The organism is Clavibacter vidaverae, from assembly GCF_047529985.1.
GTDB classification, from domain to species: Bacteria; Actinomycetota; Actinomycetes; order Actinomycetales; family Microbacteriaceae; genus Clavibacter; species Clavibacter nebraskensis_A.
Window position 1 is genome coordinate 406,644 of record NZ_JBLJAM010000001.1, and the last position, 22,148, is coordinate 428,791.

The following is a 22,148-nucleotide window of genomic DNA, read 5'->3' on the forward strand; positions in this document are numbered from 1 at the left end:
CCCATAAGCTGTTCCGGTCATCACGAACCACGAGGAGATACACATGGCACTGTCCACCGAAGAAGTCCTGGCCGGCCTGGCCGAGCTCGTCAACGACGAGACCGGGATCGCCACCGACACCGTCGAGATGGACAAGTCGTTCACCGACGACCTGGACATCGACTCGATCTCGATGATGACGATCGTCGTCAACGCCGAGGAGAAGTTCGACGTGAAGATCCCCGACGAGGAGGTCAAGAACCTCAAGACCGTCGGCGACGCCGTCACCTTCATCACCAACGCGCAGTCCTGATCGCGCGGACGACGGCCGGTCCCGCATCCGGGGCCGGCCGTCTCCCTTCCCCGTTCCCCCTGACGTCGAGGAGACGCCACGCATGACCACCCCCAAGAAGATCGTCGTCACCGGCATCGGCGCCACGTCGCCCCTCGGTGGCACGGCCGAGGACACCTGGCAGGCGCTCCTCCGCGGCGAGTCGGGCATCAGCACCCTCGAGCAGGACTGGGTGGCCAAGTGGGAGATCCCCGTCACCTTCGCCGGGCAGGCCAAGGTACCGTCCTCCGAGGTCATGCAGCGCATCGAGACCAAGCGCCTCGACCCCTCCAGCCAGTTCGCGCTGACGGCCGCCCGTGAGGCCTGGGCCGACGCGGGCTCCCCCGAGGTCGACCCGCTGCGCTTCGCCGTCGACTGGGCGACCGGCATCGGCGGCGTCTGGACGCTCCTCGACGCGTGGGACACCCTCCGCGAGAAGGGCCCGCGTCGCGTCCTCCCCATGACCGTGCCCATGCTCATGCCGAACGGCCCCGCCGCCGCGGTGGGCATGGACCTCGGCGCCCGCGCCGGCATCCAGACCGTGGTCTCCGCGTGCGCGTCCAGCACCGAGTCAATCGCGAGCGCCTACGAGCACCTGCAGGCCGGCCGTGCCGACATCATCGTCGCCGGCGGCTCCGAGGCCTCCATCCACCCGCTCCCCATCGCGTCCTTCGCGGCGATGCAGGCGCTCTCCAAGCGCAACGACGACCCGACGCGCGCCTCGCGCCCCTACGACATCGCGCGCGATGGCTTCGTGCTCGGCGAGGGCGGCGCCGCCCTCGTGCTGGAGACCGAGGAGCACGCGAAGGCGCGCGGCGCCCGCATCTACGCGGAGCTCGTCGGCGGCGCGGTCACGAGCGACGCGTTCCACATCACCGCACCGGATCCCGAGGGCACGGCGGCAGCGCGCGCCATGATCCAGAGCATCGAGGGCGCGGGCTACTCGCGCTCCGACGTCTCGCACATCAACGTGCACGCCACGAGCACCCCCGTCGGCGACATCGCCGAGTACAAGGCGCTCGAGCGCGTGTTCGGCGAGGCGGTCCACGGGATCCCCGTGAGCGCCACCAAGGCGTCCACCGGCCACCTCCTCGGCGGTGCCGGCGCCATCGAGGCCGTCTTCACCGTGAAGGCGCTGGCGGAGCGCACCGCTCCCCCGACGATCAACCTCACGGAGCAGGACCCGGACATCCCCCTCGACGTCGTCACGTCGCCCCGCTCGCTCGGCGACGGCGACCTGCTCGCGATCAGCAACTCGTTCGGCTTCGGCGGGCACAACGCGGTCATCGCGTTCCGCAGCGTCTAGCCGCACGCGCACGACGAGAGGCCCCGACCATCAGGTCGGGGCCTCTTCGCGTGCGCGGCCCGCGCGGTCCGGGGCTCCTCGGAGCAGCGTCAGCGGGCTCCCGGGACCGGCCCGACCTACGTCGCGATGCCCGCGCGGGGGCCGCGTCCGGCGGCTCGGGGCAGCTCGCGGACGCTGGACGCGCGCAGGGTGGACGACGTCGCCTGATCCCGCGTGGTCTTGGCGTGGAGCCCGCTGGCGATGGCGACGGTGGCGAGGAGGAGCGTGAACCCGAAGCCGCGGTCCTCGAGCGGCGTGCCGAAGGGGATGTTGAAGAGCAGCACGAGGATCAGTCCCCACCAGGCCGTGGTGGCGGGCGACGGGCCGATGGCCCGTGTGGCCTTCCATACCGACCAGCCCATCGCGGCGAGGAATGCTGCGACGGCGCCGGTGCCCAGCCACCCCAGGCGGACGATGGTCAGGAGCGGCGTGTCGAGCGTGATGGGGATGGTGTAGCCGAGCCCCATGCCGAACACCGGGCTCCGGTCGATGAGATCCGTGGCGACGAGGTACGCGTTCTGACGGATGGCGTAGGACTGGTCGGCGCCGCCCTGCCCGTTGAGGACGGTGAGGGACGCGCGGATGCGCCTCTGCAGGAAGTCGGGGTCCGAAATGGCCACGGACGCCACGATGGGGAACACCAGGGCTCCCGCGACGCCTCCGATGAGGAGCAGGCCCAGCATCTTCAGCGGAGGCACGCGCATGCGGCGCTGGAGGCCCAGCACGGCGAAGATGGCGGCGAACACGATCAGGTTGGTGCGGGTTCCCGTCACCAGCATCGCGATCGGGATCCCCACAACGGGGATCAACCACAGGATGCGGGCGATGCGCTTCTCCGCGTGGAACACCATTACGAGGGCGAGGGAGAAGGCGAACGCGGGCAGGAGGAGGCTCGATAAGATGAAACGGCCCGACGACAGCGCGGTCACGCCGCGTCGATCGAGCCAGTCGAAGGCGAAGCCCACCGCTGCGATGACGCCGAGGACGCCGACGAGGGGGTAGGTGATCCTCGGGGAGATGTCCCGACCGGCGTCCAGGCCGATGACCGGGCCCAGCACGATGAGCAGGTAGAAGATCGCCTGCCTGCCGAACGTGCCGAGGTCGGAGCCCACGGGCGAGGCCAGGTAGCTCAGCCCGAGGATCGCCAGCAGCGCGAGGCCGACCCACACGAGGGACTTGAAGTGGTGGGCGTACGAGGGCGGCGAGGTGATCAGCCGCCCGACGGAGACCCCCGCGCACAGGATGAGGAGGCCGGCGTAGACGATCTTGTTCGCGCTCAGGTCGCCGCTGGATCCGAGGACGAGGAGACCTCCGACGACGACGAAGAGGAACCGCACGACGGCCTTGCGGACGATGTAGAAGAGCACGATCGGGGCCAGCCCGACGGCGGTGCCGGCGAACGGGTCCTTGGTGAGGATGGAGGTCGACACGAGGATCCACGCCGCGCATGCGAGGACGAGCATCGCGACGGTGACCCCGGGCAGCTCGTGACGGATGGTGGAGAGTCGTTCCCGCATGGTGTCGTCGCCGATCTCGCTGTGCTTGACGCACGTCCAGTTGTGGGTGGTCCTGTCGAGATGTCGCAGCGGATCATCCCGCACGTGCTTCCCGCGACGGCGGTGAGGCCCCCCGGTCTCATCATGTGGACGCTATCACGCACCGCGGACGAGGGCGGGCGGCGACCGGGCGGGCGGCGCGCGGGAGGAGGCGCGCGCCGCACGCCCGGGTCAGCCGACCTTGTGGAGCCAGACGACCGGGCTGAAGTCGCTCGCGTGCCGGAAGGCCTCGAGCTCGTCGTCCCATGCTTGGCCCATGGCGAGGCGCAGCTCGCGGTGGAGCTCCAGGGTGTTGGACCCCGCGATGTCGAGGGCGTAGCGGATCCGGTCCTCGGGGATGACCGTGTTCCCGGCCGTGTCCGTCTGGGCGAAGAAGACGCCGAGGTCGGGCGTGTGCATCCAGCGGCCGCCGTCACGGCCGGGACCTGCGTCCTCGGTGACCTCGTAGCGGAGGTGCTCCCAGCCGCGCAGGCCGCTTGCTATGGCGGCGCCGGATCCCTCCGGGCCCTCCCAGTAGTACTCCGCGCGCATGGCGCCCTTCAGCACGGGCTGCGGGTCCCAGGTGAAGTTCACGGCGTGACCGAGCGCGCGACCCGCTGCCCATTCGACATGGGGGCAGAGCGCGCGAGGGGAGGAGTGCACGTAGAGCACTCCTCGAGCCGGTCTTGAGTTGGCGACGGGTGCTTCCATGGGTCTCCTCCATCCGATCAGATGCGTCTTCCCCAACGATCTGCGTGCGATGGACGAGCTCCACACCTGCCGGTGCGGCCGGCGCGAGCGCCGACGGGTCCCATCATGGCGGGTGATCCTGTGCATCGGCAACATCGCGGGTCCGACGCGCCGGAGGGTCCCGGCCGCGCGCTTCCGGGGCTGCGGCGGGTCCCGGCTCGGTGCATGCCGGGAATGCCTAGGCTGCGGGTGTCGGCCCGCCGGGGCCGGGAGACGGGGCGGCATGTCGGTGCGACACGCGCTGCTGGCCGTGCTCACGGAGGGCACCTGCTATGGCTACCAGCTGCGCACCGAGTTCGCGCGCCGCACCGGGACGTCGGCGCCGCTGAACGTGGGGCAGATCTACAACACGCTCGACCGGCTCGAGCGCGACGGCCTGGTCGTCAAGGGGGCCACGGACGACGCGGGCCACGTGCCGTACACAATCACCCCCGCGGGCAGGTCCGAGGTCGAGGCCTGGCTCGCCGAGAGCGTGGACGGCGTCGCGGCGCGCGACGAGCTGCTGGTCAAGGTGACGCTCGCGCTCTCGCTGCCCGGGGCGGACGCCCGCGAGGTGGTGCGGATCCAGCGGGCGAGCTCGCACGCCGAGGCCCGCGCTCTCGCACGCGATCGGGAGGACCTCGAGGGGCGTCCGGACGGCGTGCAGCTCGCGCGGCTGCTGGCCGTCGAGGCGCAGGAGGCGCAGGTCGCGGCCCGGCTCGCCTGGCTCGACGCCGCCGAGGCCAGGATCGGCGCCGCTCGCGCGTCGGGCGCACGACCGGCGGGGCTGGCGGAGGCCCCGCGTCGCGGTCGACCCGCGCGACGGGCCGAGGGGATCGCCGGCTGACCTAGTGCAGCAGGGTGCCGTCCTTGGCGAGCACGTTCTTCTCCCCCGCCTCGATGGGCACCGCGAAGCGGTTCTGCTTGGGCGGCATGGGGCAGTTGAAGTTGTAGCTGAAGGCGCACGGCGGCAGGTAGGCGCGGTTGAAGTCCAACGTGATGGTGCCGTCGGGCGACGGCGCGACCATGAGGAACCGGCCGACGCCGTAGGTCGACTCGCCGCTCGTCGCGTCGGAGAAGACCAGGAGGAGCGCGCGGCCCTCGCGGAACGCGGCGAGCGAGTAGTCGACGCCGTCCTTCGTGAAGGTGATCTCGCCGGGCACGATCTTGTCCTTCGTGGCGCCGTCGTCCTTGAGGTGCTCGAAGCCCATGGCCCGGCCGCCCTCGATGGGCGTGAAGTCGGCCTTCACGACCCACTCCTCGGAGTAGGGGAAGGCGTCGATGCCGCCGAAGTCGCGGATCGCCTCGGACTGCGCGTCCCAGACGCGGAGCGCGTAGGCGCCCTCCTCGCTGGCGATCACGAACGCCGACACGGTGTCGCTGGCGACGACGGTCGACGGCTGGGGGTCGTCCCGGCCACGCACGATCGCCTCGCCGTCGACCAGGACGCCGTCGACACGCAGGCCGTCGGCGGCGGACGCGCGGACGCGGAGCCCCGAGACGCCGGGCTCGAGGGGCGACCAGATGCCCGGGATGCCATAGACGGGCTGCGGGTCGGCGTCGTGCGAGATCCACTGCGTGTTGACGAGCGCCAGGTTGCCCTGGGGCAGGACCACCATCTGCTCGCGGCGGGAGCGGTAGACCGCGAGCACCTCCGCGGGGTCGGTGGGAGCGGATGCGGCGGTCGCGGCGGGATCGGTCATGCTCCCATCCTCGCCGTCGGCGGTGCCCCGGCCAAGTCGGCGGCGGCCGCGCGCGCCGGGAGCGGGCGGGGTTCCCCGCAGCGCGGCGCGGGCGTACGGTCGGACCATGAGCACAGACCACGAGAGCACCTCGACCGACGACGGCACGACGACGCACACCGAGGAGCACGAGGAGTCGTCGTCCTCCTCGGTCACCGAGGAGAGCGGATCCGGCGACCAGACCCCCGACGGCTCGGGCAGCAACACGAGCGAGGGCCAGGACCACGAGGGCGACGTCGGCTCCGGCGGCTGATCCTCCCCTGACGCACACGACGCCCGGTCCCCCTCGCGGGGCCGGGCGTCGTCGCGTCCGGGCGCGGACCGCGTCACTTGGCCTGCGCGTAGTCGTCGACGACCGCGATGGTGACCGGGAAGTCGACGGGAGCGTCGCCGAAGAGCAGCCGACCGGCCTCCGCGGCGGCCTCGGCCACCGCGGCGCGCACCTCGTCGACGCGGTCGTCCGGCGCGTGCACCATCACCTCGTCGTGCAGGAAGAAGACGAGGTGCGGACGCGAGCCGGGCCGCTCCATGGCGGCGAGCCGACGCCGGAGCCCGGCCAGCCAGCACAGGGCCCACTCGGCGGCGCTGCCCTGGACGACGAAGTTGCGCGTGAAGCGCCCCTGGTCGCGCGCGGCGGTGCGCGCCCGGGCGGCGTCCGCGGCGGAGGCCTCGCCCGCGCGGCCGATCTGCTGGACATCGCGCCACGCGTCGCCGGGAGGCGGGGACGACCGCCCGAGGCGCGTGCTGACCACGCCGCCGCTCTCCCCCGCTCGCGCCGCCTGCTCGACGTAGCCCGTGGCGCGCGGATACGCGCGGACGAGCCGCGGCATCAGGCGGCCGCTCTCCCCCGAGGTCGCCCCGTACATGGCGCCGAGCATCGCGACCTTGGCGTGCGCGCGGGTGTCGACGACGCCGGCGTCGACGAGACCTTGGTACAGGTCGGTGCCCCGGCCCGCGTCCGCCATGGCGCGGTCCTCGGCCAGCGCCGCGAGCACGCGCGGCTCGAGCTGCGCGGCGTCTGCGACGACGAGCCTCCAGCCGGGATCCGCGCGCACGGCGGCTCGGATCTGCCGCGGCAGCTGCAGCGCACCCCCGCCGCTGGCGGCCCATCGGCCGGTGACGACGCCGCCCGGCACGTACTCGGGGTGGAAGCGGCCGTCCCGGATCCACGTCTCCATCCACGTCCAGCCGTTCGCGGTGAGGAGCCGCGACAGCTTCTTGTGCTCGAGGAGCGGCGCGATGACCGGGTGGTCGATCTCCTGCAGCTCCCACTGCCGTGTGCTCGCCGCGTCGATGCCCGCGCGGCGCAGCGCCCGGAGCACGTCCGGCGGGCTGTCCACGTTGAGGTCGGGGGCGCGCAGGATCTCCCGGATCCGCCCCGCGAGCGCGACGAGGGCGGGCGGGGCCCCGCCGTGCGCGGGACGGCCGCCGAGCAGGCCCACGAGGAGCGCGTCGTGCACCGCGGTGTCCCAGGGCAGGCCGTCGGCCGACATCTCGGCGGCGACGAGGGCGCCCGCGGACTCCGCGGCGAGGAGGAGGCGCAGGCGGCCGGGCGCGGCGCTGCCGGCCACCGCCTCGAGCTGGAGGCGGAGCTCGGCGACGAGCTCGTCCGGCGAGCGTCCCTCCGGCGCGTCGAGGTCGTCGAAGAGCGTGGCGGTGGACGCGCGGTCGCGCTCGACCGGCGCGGGGCGGTCCCAGGGGCCGAGCGGGCCCCGCGCGAGCGCGCTGCCGGCGGCCGCCGTCGACAGGCGCAGGATCGCGTGGCTGAGCCGGAGGTCGTGGCACCGGGCGACGCGCACTCCCGCCGCGAGGAGGGGGCGGGCCCAGACGGCGGTGTCGTCCCACACCCACCGGGGCGACGGCTCCGCGCGCTCCCGGGCGGCCGCGACCGCGGGCCACTCCTCCGACGCGACGTCCCGCACCCGGGTGACCGTGCCCTCCGCGTCGAGGTCGACGAGCCGCACGCCCTCGGGCGTCCTCGCGGCCAGGATGTGCATGACCTCATCATCCCGCCCGCGTCCGACGCCGGAGGCCGGGCCAGCCGCCGACCGCCCCCTCCCCAGGGCGTCACGCAGGGAAACACCGGGTGCGAATGTGCCCGCATCCCCCATCGCGCGTCGTTGACCCGCTAGGGTTGCTCACAAGTCGTCAGGTCCTCACGATCCGCCCGGTCCGCCGGAGGGGTCACGAGATCCAGGCGGCCCGCGGTCCCGGGTCCCGGGATCGATGCATCTCTTTTGAAGGAAATTTCGTCATGGCAACAGGCACCGTCAAGTGGTTCAACGCTGAAAAGGGCTTCGGCTTCATCGCTCCCGACAACGGAACCGCGGATGTGTTCGCTCACTACTCCGCGATCGCGACGGGCGGCTACAAGTCGCTCGACGAGAACCAGAAGGTGGAGTTCGAGGTCGCCCAGGGCCCCAAGGGTCCCCAGGCTGAGAACATCCGCCCGCTCTAACGCCACCCGCTCACCATCGGTGAGCGACGCACGCTGAGCTTCCGAGGACGGCTCCGACCATGTGGTCGGGGCCGTCTTCCATTTAACGCGTGCGGGGACGCGCGCGATGCCGGTGCCTCGGATGCGAGAGCATCGACCGTGCCCTCCTACCGCATCACCATGACCGTCGGCGCGCTCCGCCCGGGCGCCGACCCGTCCGCCGTCCTCCCCGCCGCCGCGGACGAGGCCGCCCGGCTGGCGACCCTCGAGGCGAACGACATCCAGGTCGTCCGGGGCGAACCGCGGCTCACGGTGCGCTTCACGGCGGACGACGACACGGCCGCCGAGCGGATCGCCGCGGCCGTCCGCGCGCGCACCGCCGGCCTCGTCGACGTGCTCCGCGGGACGATCACGCGGCGCGACGGCGGCACCTGGACGCGCATCTGACGCGCGTGACCGCGCGGCGCGTGCCCTGGCCACGCAGCCCCGTGGCCCGGGGCGCCCCCGGGATCGGCTGTAGTCTCGGACCGGGAGCCGACGACGCCTCAGGGGGACGCAGCACCGGCTTGGGGGGACGATGATCGAACGAAGTGCCACGCATCACGCGGACGCGCCGCAGACCGGTGACCGGCCGCACGCGCCCAGGCCGACGAGGCGCCCCGCCGCCGGTGACGGGCCGCTCACGGAGGCCAACGGCGCACGGGCCCACGACTGGCGCCGCGTCTACGCCATCGGGCTCGTCGTCACCGACCTCCTCGTCCTCATCTGGGTGGTCTTCGGCGTGCAGATCGCGTGGTTCGGCTTCGAGACCTCCGACGTCGCCTTCAACGGCGACTACGAGGGCATCGCCGTCAGCTACTCGCTCATCTCGGTCGTCATCATCGCCAGCTGGATGCTCGCCCTCGGCCTCTACGGCACCCGCGGCTACCGCGTGCTCGGGACCGGCCCGCAGGAGTACCGGCTCATCCTCGACGCCACGGTCCGCCTCTTCGGGCTGGTCGCCATCGTGGCGTTCCTCGGTCGCATCGACTTCGCCCGCGGCTACGTCATCATCGCGCTCCCCCTGGGGCTCGTCACGCTCGTGCTCAGCCGCTGGATGTGGCGCCAGTGGCTCAACGTCCAGCGCGCGAAGGGCCGTTACTCCTCGCGCGTGCTGCTCATCGGGTCGGAGTCGTCCACCGGGTTCCTGGCGCGCGAGCTCGCGCGACAGCCGTACGCCGGCTACCTCGTGGTCGGGGCGTGCATCCCCTCGGGCGTCATCGCCGCCACGCTGCCCGGCACCGGGATCCCCGTGCTCGGCAAGCTCGACGACCTCCAGGCCGCCATGCGGGCCGTCGACGCCGACACGATCGTGATCGCGTCGAACGACGAGCTCTCGGCCGAGCGGATCCGCGAGCTGAGCTGGTCGCTCGAGCCCGGCCGCCAGCACCTCGTGGTCGCCCCGAGCCTCACCGACATCGGCGGCCCCCGCATCCACACCCGGCCGGTGGCCGGCCTGCCGCTGATCCACGTGGAGACGCCGCGCTACGAGGGCACGAAGCTGTTCGCGAAGCGGGCCTTCGACCTCGTCGCGAGCAGCTTGATGCTGGTGCTCGCCTCTCCCCTGCTCCTCGCGATCGCCATCACCATCCGCCTCAGCACGCCGGGGCCCGTGCTCTTCCGCCAGGAGCGCGTCGGCATCAACGGCCGCCCGTTCTCGATGCTCAAGTTCCGCACGATGGTCACGGACGCGGAGGCGCGCCTGCTGGAGCTCGAGAAGCAGGGGCGCGACGCCGGCAACTCCGTGCTCTTCAAGATGAAGGACGATCCGCGCGTGACGCCGGTCGGACGATTCCTCCGCCGCTACAGCCTCGACGAGCTCATGCAGCTCGTGAACGTGCTCAACGGGACCATGTCGCTCGTGGGGCCGCGCCCGCCGCTCGCCCGCGAGGTCGAGTCGTACGAGACGAAGGTGCACCGCCGGTTCCTCGTGAAGCCCGGCATCACCGGTCTCTGGCAGGTGAGCGGCCGCTCCAACCTCTCGTGGGAGGACAGCGTGCGGCTCGACCTGTACTACGTCGAGAACTGGTCGATCGTGGGCGACCTGGTCATCCTGTGGAAGACGGCACGGGCCGTGCTGCGACGCGAGGGGGCGTACTGATGCCCAGGACGCGGGGTCGGGGTCCCGTGGGCTCGACGGCTCACGAGCTGTCCGCGGGTGGGCCCCTGAGCCCTGCCATGACGACCGCCAGCCTCGGGCGACGCCGCCGGGGCGCAGCGCGGTGACGGAGGCGAGCGCGCTCCACGACGATCGACGTCTCCCCGCGCTGACCGGCGTGCGGTTCCTCGCCGCGATGACGGTCCTGGTGTCGCACTTCGCGCATCGCGGTCTCATCCTCGTCCCCGCCGGCGTCGTCGCCTTCGTAGACGGTGGCAGGACCGCGGTCGCGCTCTTCTTCGTGCTGTCCGGGTTCATCCTCGCCTACAACTACTCGGGTCTCGCGGGTGGCGCCGATCGCCGGGCCTTCTACGTCAACCGCATCGCACGGATCTATCCCGTCGTCCTCCTCTCCCTCCTCCTCGGCGCGATCGGGGTCGGGTACGTCCTCCTCGCCGGTGACCGGGCGCGTCTCCTCGACTGGTACGCGCTCAAGGAGCCGTCGCCCATGGCGCTGGTCGCGAGCTTCCTCAGCCAGCTGACCGTGACGACGGGATGGTTCCCCACCGCGCGCATCAACCAGCCGTGGAACAGCCCGGCCTGGAGCATCGCGTGCGAGATGTTCTTCTACCTCCTGTTCCCTCTGCTGATCGTCCGGCTGCGTCGGATGGCGAGCACGCGGCTGGGCGTCCTCGTGGTGGTCGCGTTCGCCTTCCAGATCCTCTTCGTGATCGCGGTGCGGGCCGTCGCGCCCGCGGGCCAGAGGGGCTTCCTCGTCAGCCAGTTCCCGATCACGCACCTCTTCGACTTCCTCATCGGCGTCGTCGCCGCCCTGCTCTTCCTCCGGGGCGGGCGGGAGTGGCTCATGCTCGGGCATCGCCGCACGGTGATCCTGACGATCTCCACCGTCGCGATCGTGGTGCTGTCCGCCACGGTGCCCGTGCGCCCGGCGTACCTGCTCCTCACGCCGTTCTTCGCCTCGCTCATCCTGGGCCTGGCCGTCCCCCCGAGGAAGGGCAGGTCCTGGCTCTCGGCCGGATGGCTGCTCCTTCTCGGCGAGGCGAGCTTCTCCCTCTACCTCATCCACGTACCGCTCATGAACCTCATGAGCCTCGCGGGAGCCCCGGCCTGGTTCGGCTGGATCTGGGTGCTGCTCACGATCGGGGCGAGCGTCCTCGTCTTCTCCTTCTTCGAGACCCCGGCGCGCCGGTCCACCAAGAGGATGCTCGCGTCCGCGCTCGACTCCCGTCGGCGGCCCAGGTCCCGAGCGGCCGACTCCTGAGCCCAGGCGGTCGAGGGGGCGGCGGGATCGCTCGGACGCTGACGACCGGGACCCGCCCCTTGCCCGCCCGATCGCTCGGCGGGCTCGTGTCCGCCCGCAGCTGAGGGGCGGCGCCGACCGGGAGGCCGTCGGGCCCCTCGGGTCAGCCCATGCGTTGCGCGTCCGCGACTGATCGCTATCGGGACGCGCTGCGGTTCCTCGCGTTGCGGGTCAGCGTGAGGAGCAGGAGGAACATCCCGGCCTGCACCGCGACGAAGGCGAACGCGGCGCCCACCGCCCCGTACTGCGAAGCGAGGACGGCGACGAGCGCGAGCTGCACCGCGACCGTGGGGACCGTGATGAACGACACCGCCCTGTCGCGACCGAGGCTCTGCAGGAAGACGGCGAGGGGCTGGTTCCCGATGGCGAACAGCGTCCCGATGGCGAGGACGCGCAGGACCGTCGCCGACTCGGCATACGCATCGCCGACGAGGACGTCGACGAAGACCGGTGCCCCGATGATCACGACGACGCAGGCGACCACGGCTGCCGCGGGGAGCCACAGCGCCTTCTTCACGTGCGGCCAGGCGGTGGACCACGCCTGCGCCCGAGCGACGACGGGCACCGCCGCGGACGCGAAGGCGGAGACCGCGAGCTGCATCGGCTGGGTCCACCTGTTGACCGCACCGTAGATGCCCGCGGCGGCCGGACCCGCTATCGCGGACATGATGGCGAGGTCGAGGGCCTGCGACGTGACCGCCATCGAGCTCAGCCCGTAGAACCCGGAGCCGCGCCAGGGCGACCGGCGGAGGTCGGGCGACACCAGGAGGCGGGAGCGCCGCGGGATGAAGCCGACGAGGAAGAGCGTGCCGCCGATCGAGCCGCAGACGAGCGCCAGCCACAGGGACGCCGCGCCGTCCGCGCCGACGAGGACGCCGGCGAACAGGACGAGCATGCCGACCACGCGGTCGACGATGAGCGACAGCGCGACCACGCCGATGCGGGAATGGGCGCGGAGCGGCACCTGCGCCGTCTGCGAGACCAGCAGGAACATCGCGATGGGGGCGGCGGTCCACAGCCACGGGTTCGGGGAGAGGACGTAGAGGAGGACGCCGCCGACCGCGAAGGCCGCGAGGGCGATGAGGACCTTGGCGAGCGCGCGACGCGCGAGGTCGCGGGTGGGCAGCGCGCCCTTCGCCGTCTCCCGGATCCAGAGCGAGTTCGTGCCGAAGTCGAGGATCCCCACGGCGCTCGTGGCGATGGCGATGGCGGTGACGACCTGGCCGAAGTCGGTGGGGCCGCTCACGCGGGCCGCGAAGAGGTAGATCAGCGCCGTCAGGACCTGCGCGGCGGCGGTGGCGCCCGCGAGGAAGGTGGCCTGGCGGCCGAGCCCGCCGGAGGGCGCGGGGACGGCGTCCGTCACAGGAGCGCCGACGTGAAGCGGGAGGTGCCCATGTCGGGGACCGGAGCGGGGCGATCGTCGGCCACGGCGTCGGCCATGGCCCTCGCCATCGCGTCGGCCTCGAGGGGCGTCCAGGCGGCGTGGGTCGGGATGGCCTGCGCATCGCGTCGGAGGCTCGACGCGCCCGCCACGATCAGGCGAGTGCCCGACATGACGGCCTTGCCGAGGATGCCGCTCGGGCCCTCGTTGGAGTGGGCGAGGACGACGCAGTCCACGGCGGCGATGGCGGCGTCGAGCTCCACGTCCTCGAGCATGCGGTCGACGACCAGCACGTGCGCGCCCTTCCGCCTCGCTTCCGCGAGATGCGGCTCGGCCTCGGCGAGCTGGTCGTCGACGATCCGGCCGCCGACGAGGAGCCCCGTGCCCTCGCCCGCGACGCGCGCGAACGCCTCGGCGACGAGCGGCAGGTTCTTGCGAGCGGAGATCGCGCCGACGACGGCGAACCAGCGACGGTCGCCCCCGAGGTCCCAGCGCGCGCGGACGTCGGCGACGTCCTGCGGCCCGGCCGCCAGGGTCACGGGGTCGTATGCGACGGGGAAGCGGGACCGGCCGGCCCACACGGACGACTTGAGGACCGTGATCCTCGTGGACCCTCGGACGCTGGCCAGCGTCATCGTGGCGAGCTTCAGCCACTGGCGGGCGAGCGCTCCGGGCGCCTGCCCGCGACGCACGACGGGCTCGCGCATCACGAGGGCGGTGACGTGCGGGAGCCGGAGGCCGCGGCGCGTGAGCAGGTGCACGAGGTGGAGGTCCCCGTCGGGGATGACGATGCGGTGCGCTCCCGTGCTGCGGGCAAGGCGCGTGGCGGACCGGACGTCGGCGCGGGGCACGTCCACGACGGTGAAGCCGGGTCCGAGCCCGCTCAGGAACTCCTCCGCCTGGGGGCTGCGCCTCTGGTCGGGAGTCGTCACGAGGACGGCGCGTCCTCCCTCGGCCAGGATCGCCTCGGCGAGCAGGCGGACGTAGTAGAACCGGTGGCCGTCGCCGTTCCCCTCGAGGAGGAGGACGGGGGCGTCGGCGGCGGAGGATCGCGGTCGCGCGGCGCTCATGCGGGGCGGCATCCGTGCGTCGCGACAGCCGCGGAGCACCCTCTGCCGCGTCCCGACGGCAGCGCCGGACATCCCCGTTCCCCCATGCGACTCCGTCCCCTTCCGACGTCGGCCAGGCGGACGCGCCGCATGACCAGACCAGTATGGCGGACCGCACCCGGCCGCCCGTCCGCGGAGCGTCGTCCTCGGGCCGGGCCACCGCTGGGGCGGATCCCCGTACTAGCCTGAGTGGAGGGGCGGTTGCGCCTGAGGTCCGGATCCAGCTATCCGACTCGCGCAGCCGGGCCGCATCGGGGGATGCGGTCGCGGAGACGGCCCCGGATCGCCATAGGGGGGACGATGGCAGACGACACACGCAGGTGCGACGCCGACACGACCGGGAGCGCGACGTGAACCGCCGGGTGGCGATCACCCAGCCGTACATCCCGGGCTACCGCGAGCGGCTGTGGTCGCTCGTCATCGAGGAGCTCGGCTCGGCGGGCGTGGACTGCCGGGTGTTCTACGGCGGGGACCGTGACCAGGAGCGCGACATCGCGGCCCGCGGTGACGGCATCCAGCCCGGGTGGGCGAGCCGAGTCGCCGCGTGCACGGTGCGGCCCGTGCGCTCCATCCCGAAGTTCGTGTTCCGACGCCTGCCGCGCACCTGGCGGGGCCGCGACGCGCTGCTGGTGACGGAGATGCAGGGCACCAACCTCAACGCCTGGCTGCGCGCCGGGCTGCGGCGGCCGTACGTCACGCTCGGCCACGGGATCTCGGACACGACGACCCAGTCGCCGCTCGCCGACGCGGCGGAGAACATCCTGAACTCGCGCGCGACGCGGGCGCTCACCTACACGGAGCGGGGCCGGCGGCACGTGCTCGCCTCCACGCGGCTGCGCGAGGACCAGGTGTCGGCGTTCCGGAACTCCACCGACACCTCGCGCCTGCAGCGCGCCATGGACGACGTCACGCCCGCGGACGAGGCCGCGTTCCGCGCCCGCCACGGCATCCCCGAGGACGCGCGCGTCTCGCTGTACCTCGGCGCGCTGAACCGCTTCAAGGCCGTGGACCTCCTGGTGGAGGCCGCGCGGGTCGTGTTCGCCGCGGATCCGTCGCAGTGGCTCGTGGTCGCGGGCGACGGCGAGTCGCGCGGCCTCCTGGAGGAGCTGGCCCGCGAGACGGGGCGCGTCGTGCTCCTCGGGCAGGCGGGACCCGCGGACTACGCCCCCGCCGCCGCCATGTCGCGCACGCTCGTCAACCCGGGCCGGGTCGGCCTCGTGGCCGTCGACGCGCTCGTCATGGGGCTCCGGGTCGTCACGACGACCGGTGCCGAGCACGGCCCCGAGGTCGAGTACCTGCGGCCGGGCGTCGACGTCGTCGAGGTGCCCGCGACACCGGAGGCCTACGCCCGCGCCTGGACGGACGGCGCCGAGCGGCCCGACGCGCCTCCCGCCGAGCACCCCACCATCGAGGCGGCCGCCCACACCATCAGCGCCACGATCCTCGACGCGCTCGACGAGGGGTAGCGGGAGGGGGCGCGGCACCCTGTCGACGGTCGGGGTCCGTCGCGTCGCGCCCCCCCTACACTTCAGTCACCGCGCGATTCCCGCCGTCCTGCCCGAGGACGTGCCCGCAGCGGATCCGTCATGAGGGAGACCAGTGGAGCAGGACGACGCGCGTGCGCGGGACCTTCTAGTCCCGGCGGTGGACGAGCCAGCAAGCGGACACCGCCGCGCGAGCCGGAGCCGTCGGCGATGAGGATCGTGCAGTTCGTCTCCTACGTCTCCGCCGACGGCGCGTTCGGCGGCCCCGTCGCGGTGGCCGTCGCGCAGGCGCGTGAGCTGGCGCGGCGCGGTCACGAGGTCACCCTGCTCGCCGGCTGGGACGGCGTCGCCGAGCTCCGGATCCCCGGGGTGAGGGTCGTGCTCGCCCGCGTCCAGCGCCTCCCGGGCCTCGGCTTCAGCGGCCTGCGCTCGCGCGGCGCGCTGTCCTGGCTCGCCGAGAACGCGCGCGGCATCGACGTGCTCCACGTGCACGCCGGCCGCCACCTGCTCGACCTCGAGGTGGCGCTCGCGGCCCGCCGCCTCGGCGTGCGCTACGTCATGCAGACGCACGGCATGGTGATGCCGGGCGGGGCCCTGCCCCTGCTCGTGGACCGCGCGATGACGGCCCGCGCGATCGCCGGCGCCGCCTCCGTGCTCGCGCTCACCGACGAGGAGGAGCGCGGGCTGCGCGCGCAGTTCCCGGGTGCCGCGGTCTCCCGGATCCGCAACGGCATCGAGGAGCGGCCCGACGCCGACGCGGTCTCCGATGGCTCCCGCCGCCAGGACGTCCTGTTCGTGGCGCGCCTGCACCCGCGGAAGCGCGTCATGGCGTTCGCCGAGATGGCCGCGATCGTCAGCGGGGAGCATCCCGCGGCGCGGTTCGTCGTCGTCGGACCGGACGAGGGCGACCTGCCCGCGCTGCGGGAGTTCATGGCCGCGCACCCCGACGTGCCGCTCTCCTACGACGGCCCGCTCGCCCCGGGCGCCGTGACGGGACGGCTCGCGAGCGCGGCCGTCTACGTGCTGCCGAGCCTCCGCGAGGTCTTCCCGATGACCGTGCTCGAGGCGCTCTCCGTGGGCACCCCGGTCGTGCTGACCGAGGACTGCGGGATCGCCGACGAGCTCCGGGTCCGCGATGCCGCCCTCGTCACCGACGGCTCCCCCGCGGACCTCGCGCGGGCGACCGCCGCGATCCTGTCCGACGACGGGCTGCGCGACCGGCTCGACCGCGGCATGCGCCTCGCCCTCGCGGAGGCCTTCTCGATCCGCGCGACGGTCGACGCGCTCCTCCGGCGCTACGAGGCCCGGGCGGACACCGGATCCCGCCCCTCGATCGTGTGGATGACGAACCTGGCGCCCCCGTACCGCGTCCCCGTGTGGGACGCGCTCGCCCGCGACGCCGACCTCGAGGTCTGGCTCCTCGAGGACGACGACCGCCTGCGCCGCGACGACAACAACCGCGGCGACGACTGGACGGCCGGCGACCGGCAGGCGGCCTACACGACGCGTTTCCTGCGCACCCACGTGGTCCGCCGCGGCGAGGCGCGCCACTACATGACGGCGTGGATCCGGCCGTCCGCCCTGCGCGGCACGGACGCGATCCTCATCGGCGGGTGGGACTCCCCCGCCTTCTGGGTCGCCTCGTGGTCGGCGAAGCTCGCCGGCGTGCGCCGGGTCGGCTTCTACGAGTCGCACCGGCTCTCGCAGCGGCACACGACCGGTCCCGTCGCCCGGATCCGCCGGGCGTTCTTCTCCGGCATGGACGAGATCGTGGTCCCGGGCGTCGCGTCGCGCGATGCGCTCGTCGCCGAGGGCGTCGACCCGGGGCGCATCCGGGTGGGCTTCAACGCGGTGGACGTCGAGGGGATCCACGCGCGCACCGTCGCGGCGCGTGCGCGGGGCATCACACCCGGCGGACCGGTCGGCCGGAGGCTGCTGTGCATCGGCCAGCTGATCCCCCGCAAGAACGTCGCGTCCCTCGTCGAGGCGCTGTCGGCGCCGGAGCTCGAGGACTGCACGCTCACGGTCGTCGGCACGGGCCCGGAGCGGGCCTCGCTCGAGGAGCTGGCCGCGCGGCTCGGCCTCGCTGCCCGGATCCGCTTCGTCGGCTACGTCCCGTCGTCCGGTCTCCCGGAGCTCTTCGCCGACCACGACGCGCTCGTGCACCCGGCCCTGCAGGAGGTGTGGGGCCTCACGGTGAACGAGGCCCTGGCCGCCGGCCTGACCGTGGTGGTCGGCGAGCACGCGGGTGTCACCCCGTCCGTCCGCGACATGCGCGGGGTCGTGACCACGGGGGTGTCCGTCGCGGAGCTCCGTCGGAGCATCGCGGCCGCGCTGCCGGCGACGCGCATCGACTCCCCGGAGATCCTGGCGCACACGCCCGAGGCCTTCGCGGCGACGTTCCGTCAGGCCCTGCTGCCGGGCGACGCGCCCGGCGCCTGACGCCCGCTCGGCTCGATCATCCGGCGGCGGCCGGGCCCTGCGCGGCCCCGGCCGGCGCCGTGCCTGTCACGACCGGCCGAAGCGCGAGCCGACGACCGTGCCGTCGGGACCCGACACGATGGCGCCGTCGGGCACGCGGCCCTGGACGACCGTCATCGGGCGGGCGAGCGCGGAGCGTCCCACGTGCGCGCCGCCGAGGACCATGCAGCGGGACGTGATCCACGCGCCCGGCCCGATGACGATGGGACGGGTGAGCAGCGCCATGTCCCGGCGATGCGCGTGGCTGCCCGTGGTGAGCATCGTCTCCTGGGAGATCACGACGTCGTGGCCGACGGTGACCAGGTCCTGGTTGTGGAACCAGACGCCCTCGCCGATCCAGGAGCGGTCGCCGATGCGGAGCTTCCACGGGAACTTGACGCGGGTCCGCGGACGGAAGACGACGCCCTCGCCGATCTCGGCGCCGAACGCCCGCAGGGCCCGCACGCGCAGCGACGAGCTGATCTGCCACGGGTTCGTGACGAGGAGCAGCTCGACCGCGGCCCACAGGTAGACGGTGCGCTTCGGGCGGTCCCACGCCTGGTGCTCGCCGGGGGCCTGGGAGAGGTCGATGACCGGGACGTCGGTCGCCTCGTCCCGCGACGCCGTCACGCGGGCACCCCGGCGCCGAGCGCGAGCGCCTGCGCGAACCGGACGTAGCGGGCGTGGGCGCTCACGGGCGAGTAGCGGTTCTGGAACATGCGCTGGGCCGCCGTGGTGAGGTGGGCGGCCTGCGCGGCGTCGCAGCGCAGGTCCTGCGCCGCCTGCAGCAGCCGCTCCGGATCCCCGGGCGGGATGATCGCCGCGGCGCCGTGCTCGCGCACGACGCTCTCGGTGATGCCGCCGTCCTCGACGGCCGCGATGATGGGCCGCTTCGAGCTCGTGTACGAGGTGAGCTTCGACGGCATGCTCATCTCGCGCACGCCGGGCTTCTCGTTGAGCAGGAGCGCGTCGGCCGCGGCCAGCGCGTACGGGTAGTCGTCGCCGTCGAGCGGCGGGATGAAGCGGAGCGAGCGGATCCCGGCGCCCTGGGCCTCGAGCGCGGCGCGCTGGTTGCCGTCGCCGACGAGCACGAACTCGATTCCGAGGTCGCGCGTGTCGGACAGCCGCGCCGCCTCGACGACCGAGTCGAGCCCCTGCTTCATGCCCATGTTGCCGGTGTGGACGACGGTGAACGCGTCGGGGGTCCAGCCGAGCCGTGCGCGGGCGGCCGCGGTGGAGACGTCCACCGGGGTGATGTGCGTGAAGTTCGGCAGGGCGGAGATGCAGCGCTCGTCGACGCCCTGCCCGATGAGCAGGTCGCCGAAGCGGGGCGTGATGACGCCGATCCGGTCGGCGCGACGCAGCAGCGCGTACTCCCCCGCGGCGATGAGGCGGGAGGCACGGCCGCCCGTGGTGCCGGACTCGCCGGCGGCGTTGCCCGTGAGGTCCTGCACCAGCACGCCGAACGGGCGCCGGCCGTGGCCGAGCGCGCCCGCCGCGAGGCCGGCCAGCGACGGCGTGACCGCGATGACGACGTCGCTCGTGTCGCGACGCACCTCGCGGAGCGCGCCCTTCAGGAAGCTGGCCTCGAGCTTGGCGCGGCCCGCGAGGTCGGGCGTCTCCGGGATGGTGTGCCGGACGCGGGTGATGCGGACGCCGTCGCGCATCTCCTCCCACCGCCTGCCCTCGGCGTACGCCTCGTCCTGCAGCTTCCACTGCGGGTAGTGCGGGATGCCGGTGATGACGTGCACCGACGCCCCCGCGTCGGTGAGCGCCTCGGCCATCGCGGTCGTGTACGGCGCGATCCCCGTGGTCTCCGGCCAGTAGTTGATGCCGACCAGGCAGACCGTCAGGCCCCCCAGGTCCGGTGCCTCCTGCGTGCGCGCGGCGTCGGTCGTGCTCGGTTCCCCCATGGGGTCATTCTGACGCCTCCGCCGCCGGATGTCGTCACCGTGCCGCGCGACTGCGTACCCCGATTGCCGCCACGGGGCCTCCGCAGGCTAGATTCGAGCGACGGCCCGCGCCGGGCGCGTGCCCCGCCGCCGTCATCACGCATGAGAATCTGGGGGGATCCATGGTCAAGAAGGCCTTCATCACCGGCATCACGGGGCAGGACGGCTCGTACCTCGCGGAGCTGCTGCTCGGCAAGGGCTACGAGGTCCACGGCCTCATCCGCCGCTCGTCGACGTTCAACACGTCGCGCATCGACCACCTCTACCAGGACCCGCACGAGGACGGCGCGAAGCTCTTCCTGCACTACGGCGACCTGAGCGACGGCTCGCGGCTCACGACGCTGATGATGCAGATCCAGCCCGACGAGGTCTACAACCTCGCCGCGCAGTCCCACGTGCGGGTCTCGTTCGACGAGCCCGAGCACACCGCGGACACCACGGGCACCGGCACGATCCGCCTGCTCGAGGCCGTGCGCCTCTCGGGCATCGAGACGCGCTTCTACCAGGCCTCCTCGAGCGAGCTGTACGGCGCCACTCCCCCGCCGCAGAGCGAGACCACGCCGTTCTACCCGCGCTCGCCCTACGGGGCCGCGAAGCTCTACAGCTTCTGGATCACCAAGAACTACCGCGAGGCGTACGACATGTTCGCGGTCAACGGCATCCTCTTCAACCACGAGTCGCCCCGCCGCGGCGAGACGTTCGTGACGCGCAAGATCACCCGCGCGGTCGCCGCCATCCAGGCCGGCAAGCAGGACCACGTCTACCTCGGCAACCTCGACAGCATCCGCGACTGGGGCTACGCCGCCGAGTACGTCGAGGGCATGTGGCGCATGCTGCAGGCCGACGAGCCCGACGACTTCGTGCTCGCCACCGGCGGGAACTTCACCGTCCGCGACTTCCTCGAGACCGCGTTCTCGCACGCCGGCCTCGACTGGTCCGACCACGTGCGGTTCGACCCGCGCTACCTCCGCCCCACCGAGGTCGACGCGCTCGTCGGCGACGCGACCAAGGCGCACGAGAAGCTCGGCTGGAAGGCCACGGTCGACACCACGATGCTCGCCCGCATCATGGTGGACGCCGACATCGCCGCGCTCGCCGCCGAGGGCAGCCCGTGGATCGACACGGTGCGCCTGGCCAGCTGGGGCACGGCCGAGCCGACCGCGGACGAGGCGTGACCGCGCCCGCCGCGTCCGGCCGGGACGAGCGCGATGCCGTCTCCTTCACGCCGGCGCCGCTCGACCGCTCCGCGCGCATCTACGTGGCGGGCCACCGCGGGCTCGTGGGATCGGCCATCGTCCGCCGCCTCGAGGCCGAGGGCTTCACCGACATCGTGAGCCGCACCTCCGCGGAGCTCGACCTCAAGGACCGCGACTCCGTGTTCGCGTTCTTCGCCTCCGAGCGGCCCGTGCACGTCGTGCTCGCGGCGGCCAAGGTCGGCGGGATCCTCGCCAACAGCACCTACCCGGTCGACTTCCTCAGCGACAACCTCCGGATCCAGGTCAACGTCCTCGACGCCGCGCTCGCGCACGGCGTCGACCGGCTCCTGTTCCTCGGCTCCTCGTGCATCTACCCGAAGCTCGCGCCGCAGCCCATCACGGAGGACAGCCTCCTCACCGGGCACCTCGAGCCGACCAACGACGCGTACGCGATCGCGAAGATCGCGGGCATCATGCAGATCCAGGCCGTGCGGCGCCAGTACGGGCTGCCGTGGATCTCGGCCATGCCGACCAACCTCTACGGCCCCGGCGACAACTTCTCCCCGCAGGGCTCGCACGTCCTTCCGGCGCTGATCCGCCGCTACGACGAGGCGCGCGCGTCCGGCGCCGAGTCGGTCACGAACTGGGGAACCGGCACGCCGCGCCGCGAGTTCCTGCACGTCGACGACATGGCGGCCGCGTGCCTCCACCTGATGGAGCACTACGACGGCCCGGAGCAGGTCAACGTCGGCACGGGCAGCGACGTCACCATCCGCGAGATCGCGGAGACCATCGCGCGCGTCGTCGGCTTCGAGGGACGCACCGAGTGGGACACGACGAAGCCCGACGGCACGCCGCAGAAGCTGCTCGACGTGTCGAAGCTCGCCGACGCGGGCTGGACGGCGTCCATCGCCCTCGACGAGGGGCTCCGCTCCACGGTCGAGTGGTACCGGGAGCACATCACGACGCTGCGCGAGTAGCCGCTCCCCCGCATCCGATCCGACGGCCGT

The 22,148-nt window shown here is 73.0% G+C and carries 20 protein-coding genes; 12 read left to right on the plus strand and 8 right to left on the minus strand.

Annotation, left to right across the window (positions count from 1 at the left end; translation table 11 throughout):
- Nucleotides 1-43 precede the first annotated feature (43 nt).
- Nucleotides 44-292 carry an acyl carrier protein gene (locus tag ACMT9T_RS01905; protein WP_012038305.1) on the plus strand — a complete coding sequence of 83 codons (249 nt, stop codon included), beginning with the start codon at nt 44-46 and terminating at the stop codon, nt 290-292.
- A gap of 82 nt (nt 293-374) precedes the next feature.
- Nucleotides 375-1,616: a beta-ketoacyl-[acyl-carrier-protein] synthase family protein gene (locus ACMT9T_RS01910; protein ID WP_414743987.1), complete on the plus strand. Its 1,242-nt coding sequence runs from the start codon at nt 375-377 to the stop codon at nt 1,614-1,616.
- Nucleotides 1,617-1,732: 116 nt separating this feature from the next.
- Here the strand turns inward: ACMT9T_RS01910 and ACMT9T_RS01915 are convergent, their stop codons facing one another.
- Entirely contained in the window at nt 1,733-3,256 is a 1,524-nt protein-coding gene (locus ACMT9T_RS01915; protein WP_414743988.1) for an O-antigen ligase family protein, read from the minus strand.
- Between the two features lie 126 nt (nt 3,257-3,382).
- Entirely contained in the window at nt 3,383-3,901 is a 519-nt protein-coding gene (locus tag ACMT9T_RS01920) for a DUF3145 domain-containing protein (RefSeq protein WP_119381530.1), read from the minus strand.
- A gap of 262 nt (nt 3,902-4,163) precedes the next feature.
- Here ACMT9T_RS01920 and ACMT9T_RS01925 point away from each other — a divergent pair, with 262 nt between their 5' ends.
- Entirely contained in the window at nt 4,164-4,766 is a 603-nt protein-coding gene (locus tag ACMT9T_RS01925) for a PadR family transcriptional regulator (RefSeq protein ID WP_414743989.1), read from the plus strand.
- Nucleotide 4,767: 1 nt separating this feature from the next.
- On the opposite strand, the gene ACMT9T_RS01930 is transcribed toward ACMT9T_RS01925, so the two are convergent.
- Nucleotides 4,768-5,622: a DUF1684 domain-containing protein gene (locus ACMT9T_RS01930; protein WP_414743990.1), complete on the minus strand. Its 855-nt coding sequence runs from the start codon at nt 5,620-5,622 to the stop codon at nt 4,768-4,770.
- 106 nt (nt 5,623-5,728) lie between these two features.
- Here ACMT9T_RS01930 and ACMT9T_RS01935 point away from each other — a divergent pair, with 106 nt between their 5' ends.
- Nucleotides 5,729-5,914: a hypothetical protein gene (locus ACMT9T_RS01935; protein ID WP_414743991.1), complete on the plus strand. Its 186-nt coding sequence runs from the start codon at nt 5,729-5,731 to the stop codon at nt 5,912-5,914.
- 73 nt (nt 5,915-5,987) lie between these two features.
- Here ACMT9T_RS01935 and ACMT9T_RS01940 read toward each other — a convergent pair whose 3' ends face one another.
- Nucleotides 5,988-7,658: a bifunctional 3'-5' exonuclease/DNA polymerase gene (locus tag ACMT9T_RS01940; protein ID WP_414743992.1), complete on the minus strand. Its 1,671-nt coding sequence runs from the start codon at nt 7,656-7,658 to the stop codon at nt 5,988-5,990.
- A 257-nt stretch (nt 7,659-7,915) separates the two neighbouring features.
- On the opposite strand from ACMT9T_RS01940, the gene ACMT9T_RS01945 reads away from it, so the two are divergent.
- The 4 genes from ACMT9T_RS01945 (at nt 7,916) to ACMT9T_RS01960 (ending at nt 11,517) form a co-directional block, all read left to right on the plus strand.
- Complete coding sequence (locus ACMT9T_RS01945; RefSeq protein WP_012038298.1) at nt 7,916-8,119, plus strand: cold-shock protein; 204 nt, start codon at nt 7,916-7,918, stop codon at nt 8,117-8,119.
- 138 nt (nt 8,120-8,257) lie between these two features.
- Nucleotides 8,258-8,545 carry a hypothetical protein gene (locus tag ACMT9T_RS01950; protein ID WP_414743993.1) on the plus strand — a complete coding sequence of 96 codons (288 nt, stop codon included), beginning with the start codon at nt 8,258-8,260 and terminating at the stop codon, nt 8,543-8,545.
- A gap of 130 nt (nt 8,546-8,675) precedes the next feature.
- On the plus strand, nt 8,676-10,238 hold the full coding sequence (locus tag ACMT9T_RS01955; protein WP_414743994.1) for a sugar transferase: 1,563 nt from the start codon (nt 8,676-8,678) through the stop codon (nt 10,236-10,238).
- 121 nt (nt 10,239-10,359) lie between these two features.
- Nucleotides 10,360-11,517, plus strand: a complete 1,158-nt coding sequence (locus ACMT9T_RS01960) for an acyltransferase family protein (RefSeq protein ID WP_414743995.1) — start codon at nt 10,360-10,362, stop codon at nt 11,515-11,517.
- Nucleotides 11,518-11,692: 175 nt separating this feature from the next.
- Here the strand turns inward: ACMT9T_RS01960 and ACMT9T_RS01965 are convergent, their stop codons facing one another.
- The gene (locus ACMT9T_RS01965) at nt 11,693-12,919 is read right to left on the minus strand and encodes a lipopolysaccharide biosynthesis protein (RefSeq protein ID WP_414743996.1); all 1,227 of its coding nucleotides are present in this window, start codon (nt 12,917-12,919) and stop codon (nt 11,693-11,695) included.
- Nucleotides 12,916-14,007 carry a glycosyltransferase family protein gene (locus ACMT9T_RS01970; RefSeq protein ID WP_414743997.1) on the minus strand — a complete coding sequence of 364 codons (1,092 nt, stop codon included), beginning with the start codon at nt 14,005-14,007 and terminating at the stop codon, nt 12,916-12,918. The genes ACMT9T_RS01965 and ACMT9T_RS01970 overlap by 4 nt, the downstream gene beginning before the upstream one ends.
- 359 nt (nt 14,008-14,366) lie before the next feature.
- Between ACMT9T_RS01970 and ACMT9T_RS01975 the strand changes: the two genes are divergently transcribed.
- Both ACMT9T_RS01975 and ACMT9T_RS01980 read left to right on the plus strand, forming a co-directional pair.
- Nucleotides 14,367-15,512 carry a glycosyltransferase gene (locus tag ACMT9T_RS01975; protein ID WP_414743998.1) on the plus strand — a complete coding sequence of 382 codons (1,146 nt, stop codon included), beginning with the start codon at nt 14,367-14,369 and terminating at the stop codon, nt 15,510-15,512.
- Nucleotides 15,513-15,740: 228 nt separating this feature from the next.
- Nucleotides 15,741-17,972, plus strand: a complete 2,232-nt coding sequence (locus tag ACMT9T_RS01980) for a glycosyltransferase (protein ID WP_414743999.1) — start codon at nt 15,741-15,743, stop codon at nt 17,970-17,972.
- A gap of 66 nt (nt 17,973-18,038) precedes the next feature.
- Here the strand turns inward: ACMT9T_RS01980 and ACMT9T_RS01985 are convergent, their stop codons facing one another.
- Complete coding sequence (locus tag ACMT9T_RS01985) at nt 18,039-18,620, minus strand: LbetaH domain-containing protein (protein ID WP_414744000.1); 582 nt, start codon at nt 18,618-18,620, stop codon at nt 18,039-18,041.
- Nucleotides 18,617-19,903 (minus strand): glycosyltransferase family 4 protein, encoded by a 1,287-nt coding sequence (locus ACMT9T_RS01990; RefSeq protein WP_414744001.1) that lies wholly within the window; start codon nt 19,901-19,903, stop codon nt 18,617-18,619. Before ACMT9T_RS01990 ends, ACMT9T_RS01985 begins: the two co-directional genes overlap by 4 nt.
- A gap of 161 nt (nt 19,904-20,064) precedes the next feature.
- Between ACMT9T_RS01990 and gmd the strand changes: the two genes are divergently transcribed.
- Together gmd and ACMT9T_RS02000 are read left to right on the plus strand one after the other, a co-directional pair.
- Entirely contained in the window at nt 20,065-21,117 is a 1,053-nt protein-coding gene (gmd, locus tag ACMT9T_RS01995; RefSeq protein WP_414744002.1) for a GDP-mannose 4,6-dehydratase, read from the plus strand.
- Nucleotides 21,114-22,118, plus strand: coding sequence for a GDP-L-fucose synthase family protein (locus ACMT9T_RS02000; protein WP_414744003.1), 1,005 nt, complete (start codon nt 21,114-21,116; stop codon nt 22,116-22,118). Before gmd ends, ACMT9T_RS02000 begins: the two co-directional genes overlap by 4 nt.
- Nucleotides 22,119-22,148 lie beyond the last annotated feature (30 nt).

Bases quoted from the DNA above. Each gene is read 5' to 3' on its own strand.
- ACMT9T_RS01905 (WP_012038305.1), top strand. From the start codon at position 44: ATGGCACTGTCCACCGAAGAAGTCCTGGCCGGCCTGGCCGAGCTCGTC.
- ACMT9T_RS01935 (WP_414743991.1), top strand. From the start codon at position 5,729: ATGAGCACAGACCACGAGAGCACCTCGACCGACGACGGCACGACGACG.
- ACMT9T_RS01910 (WP_414743987.1), top strand. From the start codon at position 375: ATGACCACCCCCAAGAAGATCGTCGTCACCGGCATCGGCGCCACGTCG.
- ACMT9T_RS01945 (WP_012038298.1), top strand. From the start codon at position 7,916: ATGGCAACAGGCACCGTCAAGTGGTTCAACGCTGAAAAGGGCTTCGGC.
- ACMT9T_RS01920 (WP_119381530.1), bottom strand. From the start codon at position 3,901: ATGGAAGCACCCGTCGCCAACTCAAGACCGGCTCGAGGAGTGCTCTAC.
- gmd (WP_414744002.1), top strand. From the start codon at position 20,065: ATGGTCAAGAAGGCCTTCATCACCGGCATCACGGGGCAGGACGGCTCG.
- ACMT9T_RS01930 (WP_414743990.1), bottom strand. From the start codon at position 5,622: ATGACCGATCCCGCCGCGACCGCCGCATCCGCTCCCACCGACCCCGCG.
- ACMT9T_RS01990 (WP_414744001.1), bottom strand. From the start codon at position 19,903: ATGGGGGAACCGAGCACGACCGACGCCGCGCGCACGCAGGAGGCACCG.
- ACMT9T_RS01970 (WP_414743997.1), bottom strand. From the start codon at position 14,007: ATGAGCGCCGCGCGACCGCGATCCTCCGCCGCCGACGCCCCCGTCCTC.
- ACMT9T_RS01980 (WP_414743999.1), top strand. From the start codon at position 15,741: ATGAGGATCGTGCAGTTCGTCTCCTACGTCTCCGCCGACGGCGCGTTC.
- ACMT9T_RS01940 (WP_414743992.1), bottom strand. From the start codon at position 7,658: ATGCACATCCTGGCCGCGAGGACGCCCGAGGGCGTGCGGCTCGTCGAC.
- ACMT9T_RS01955 (WP_414743994.1), top strand. From the start codon at position 8,676: ATGATCGAACGAAGTGCCACGCATCACGCGGACGCGCCGCAGACCGGT.
- ACMT9T_RS01925 (WP_414743989.1), top strand. From the start codon at position 4,164: ATGTCGGTGCGACACGCGCTGCTGGCCGTGCTCACGGAGGGCACCTGC.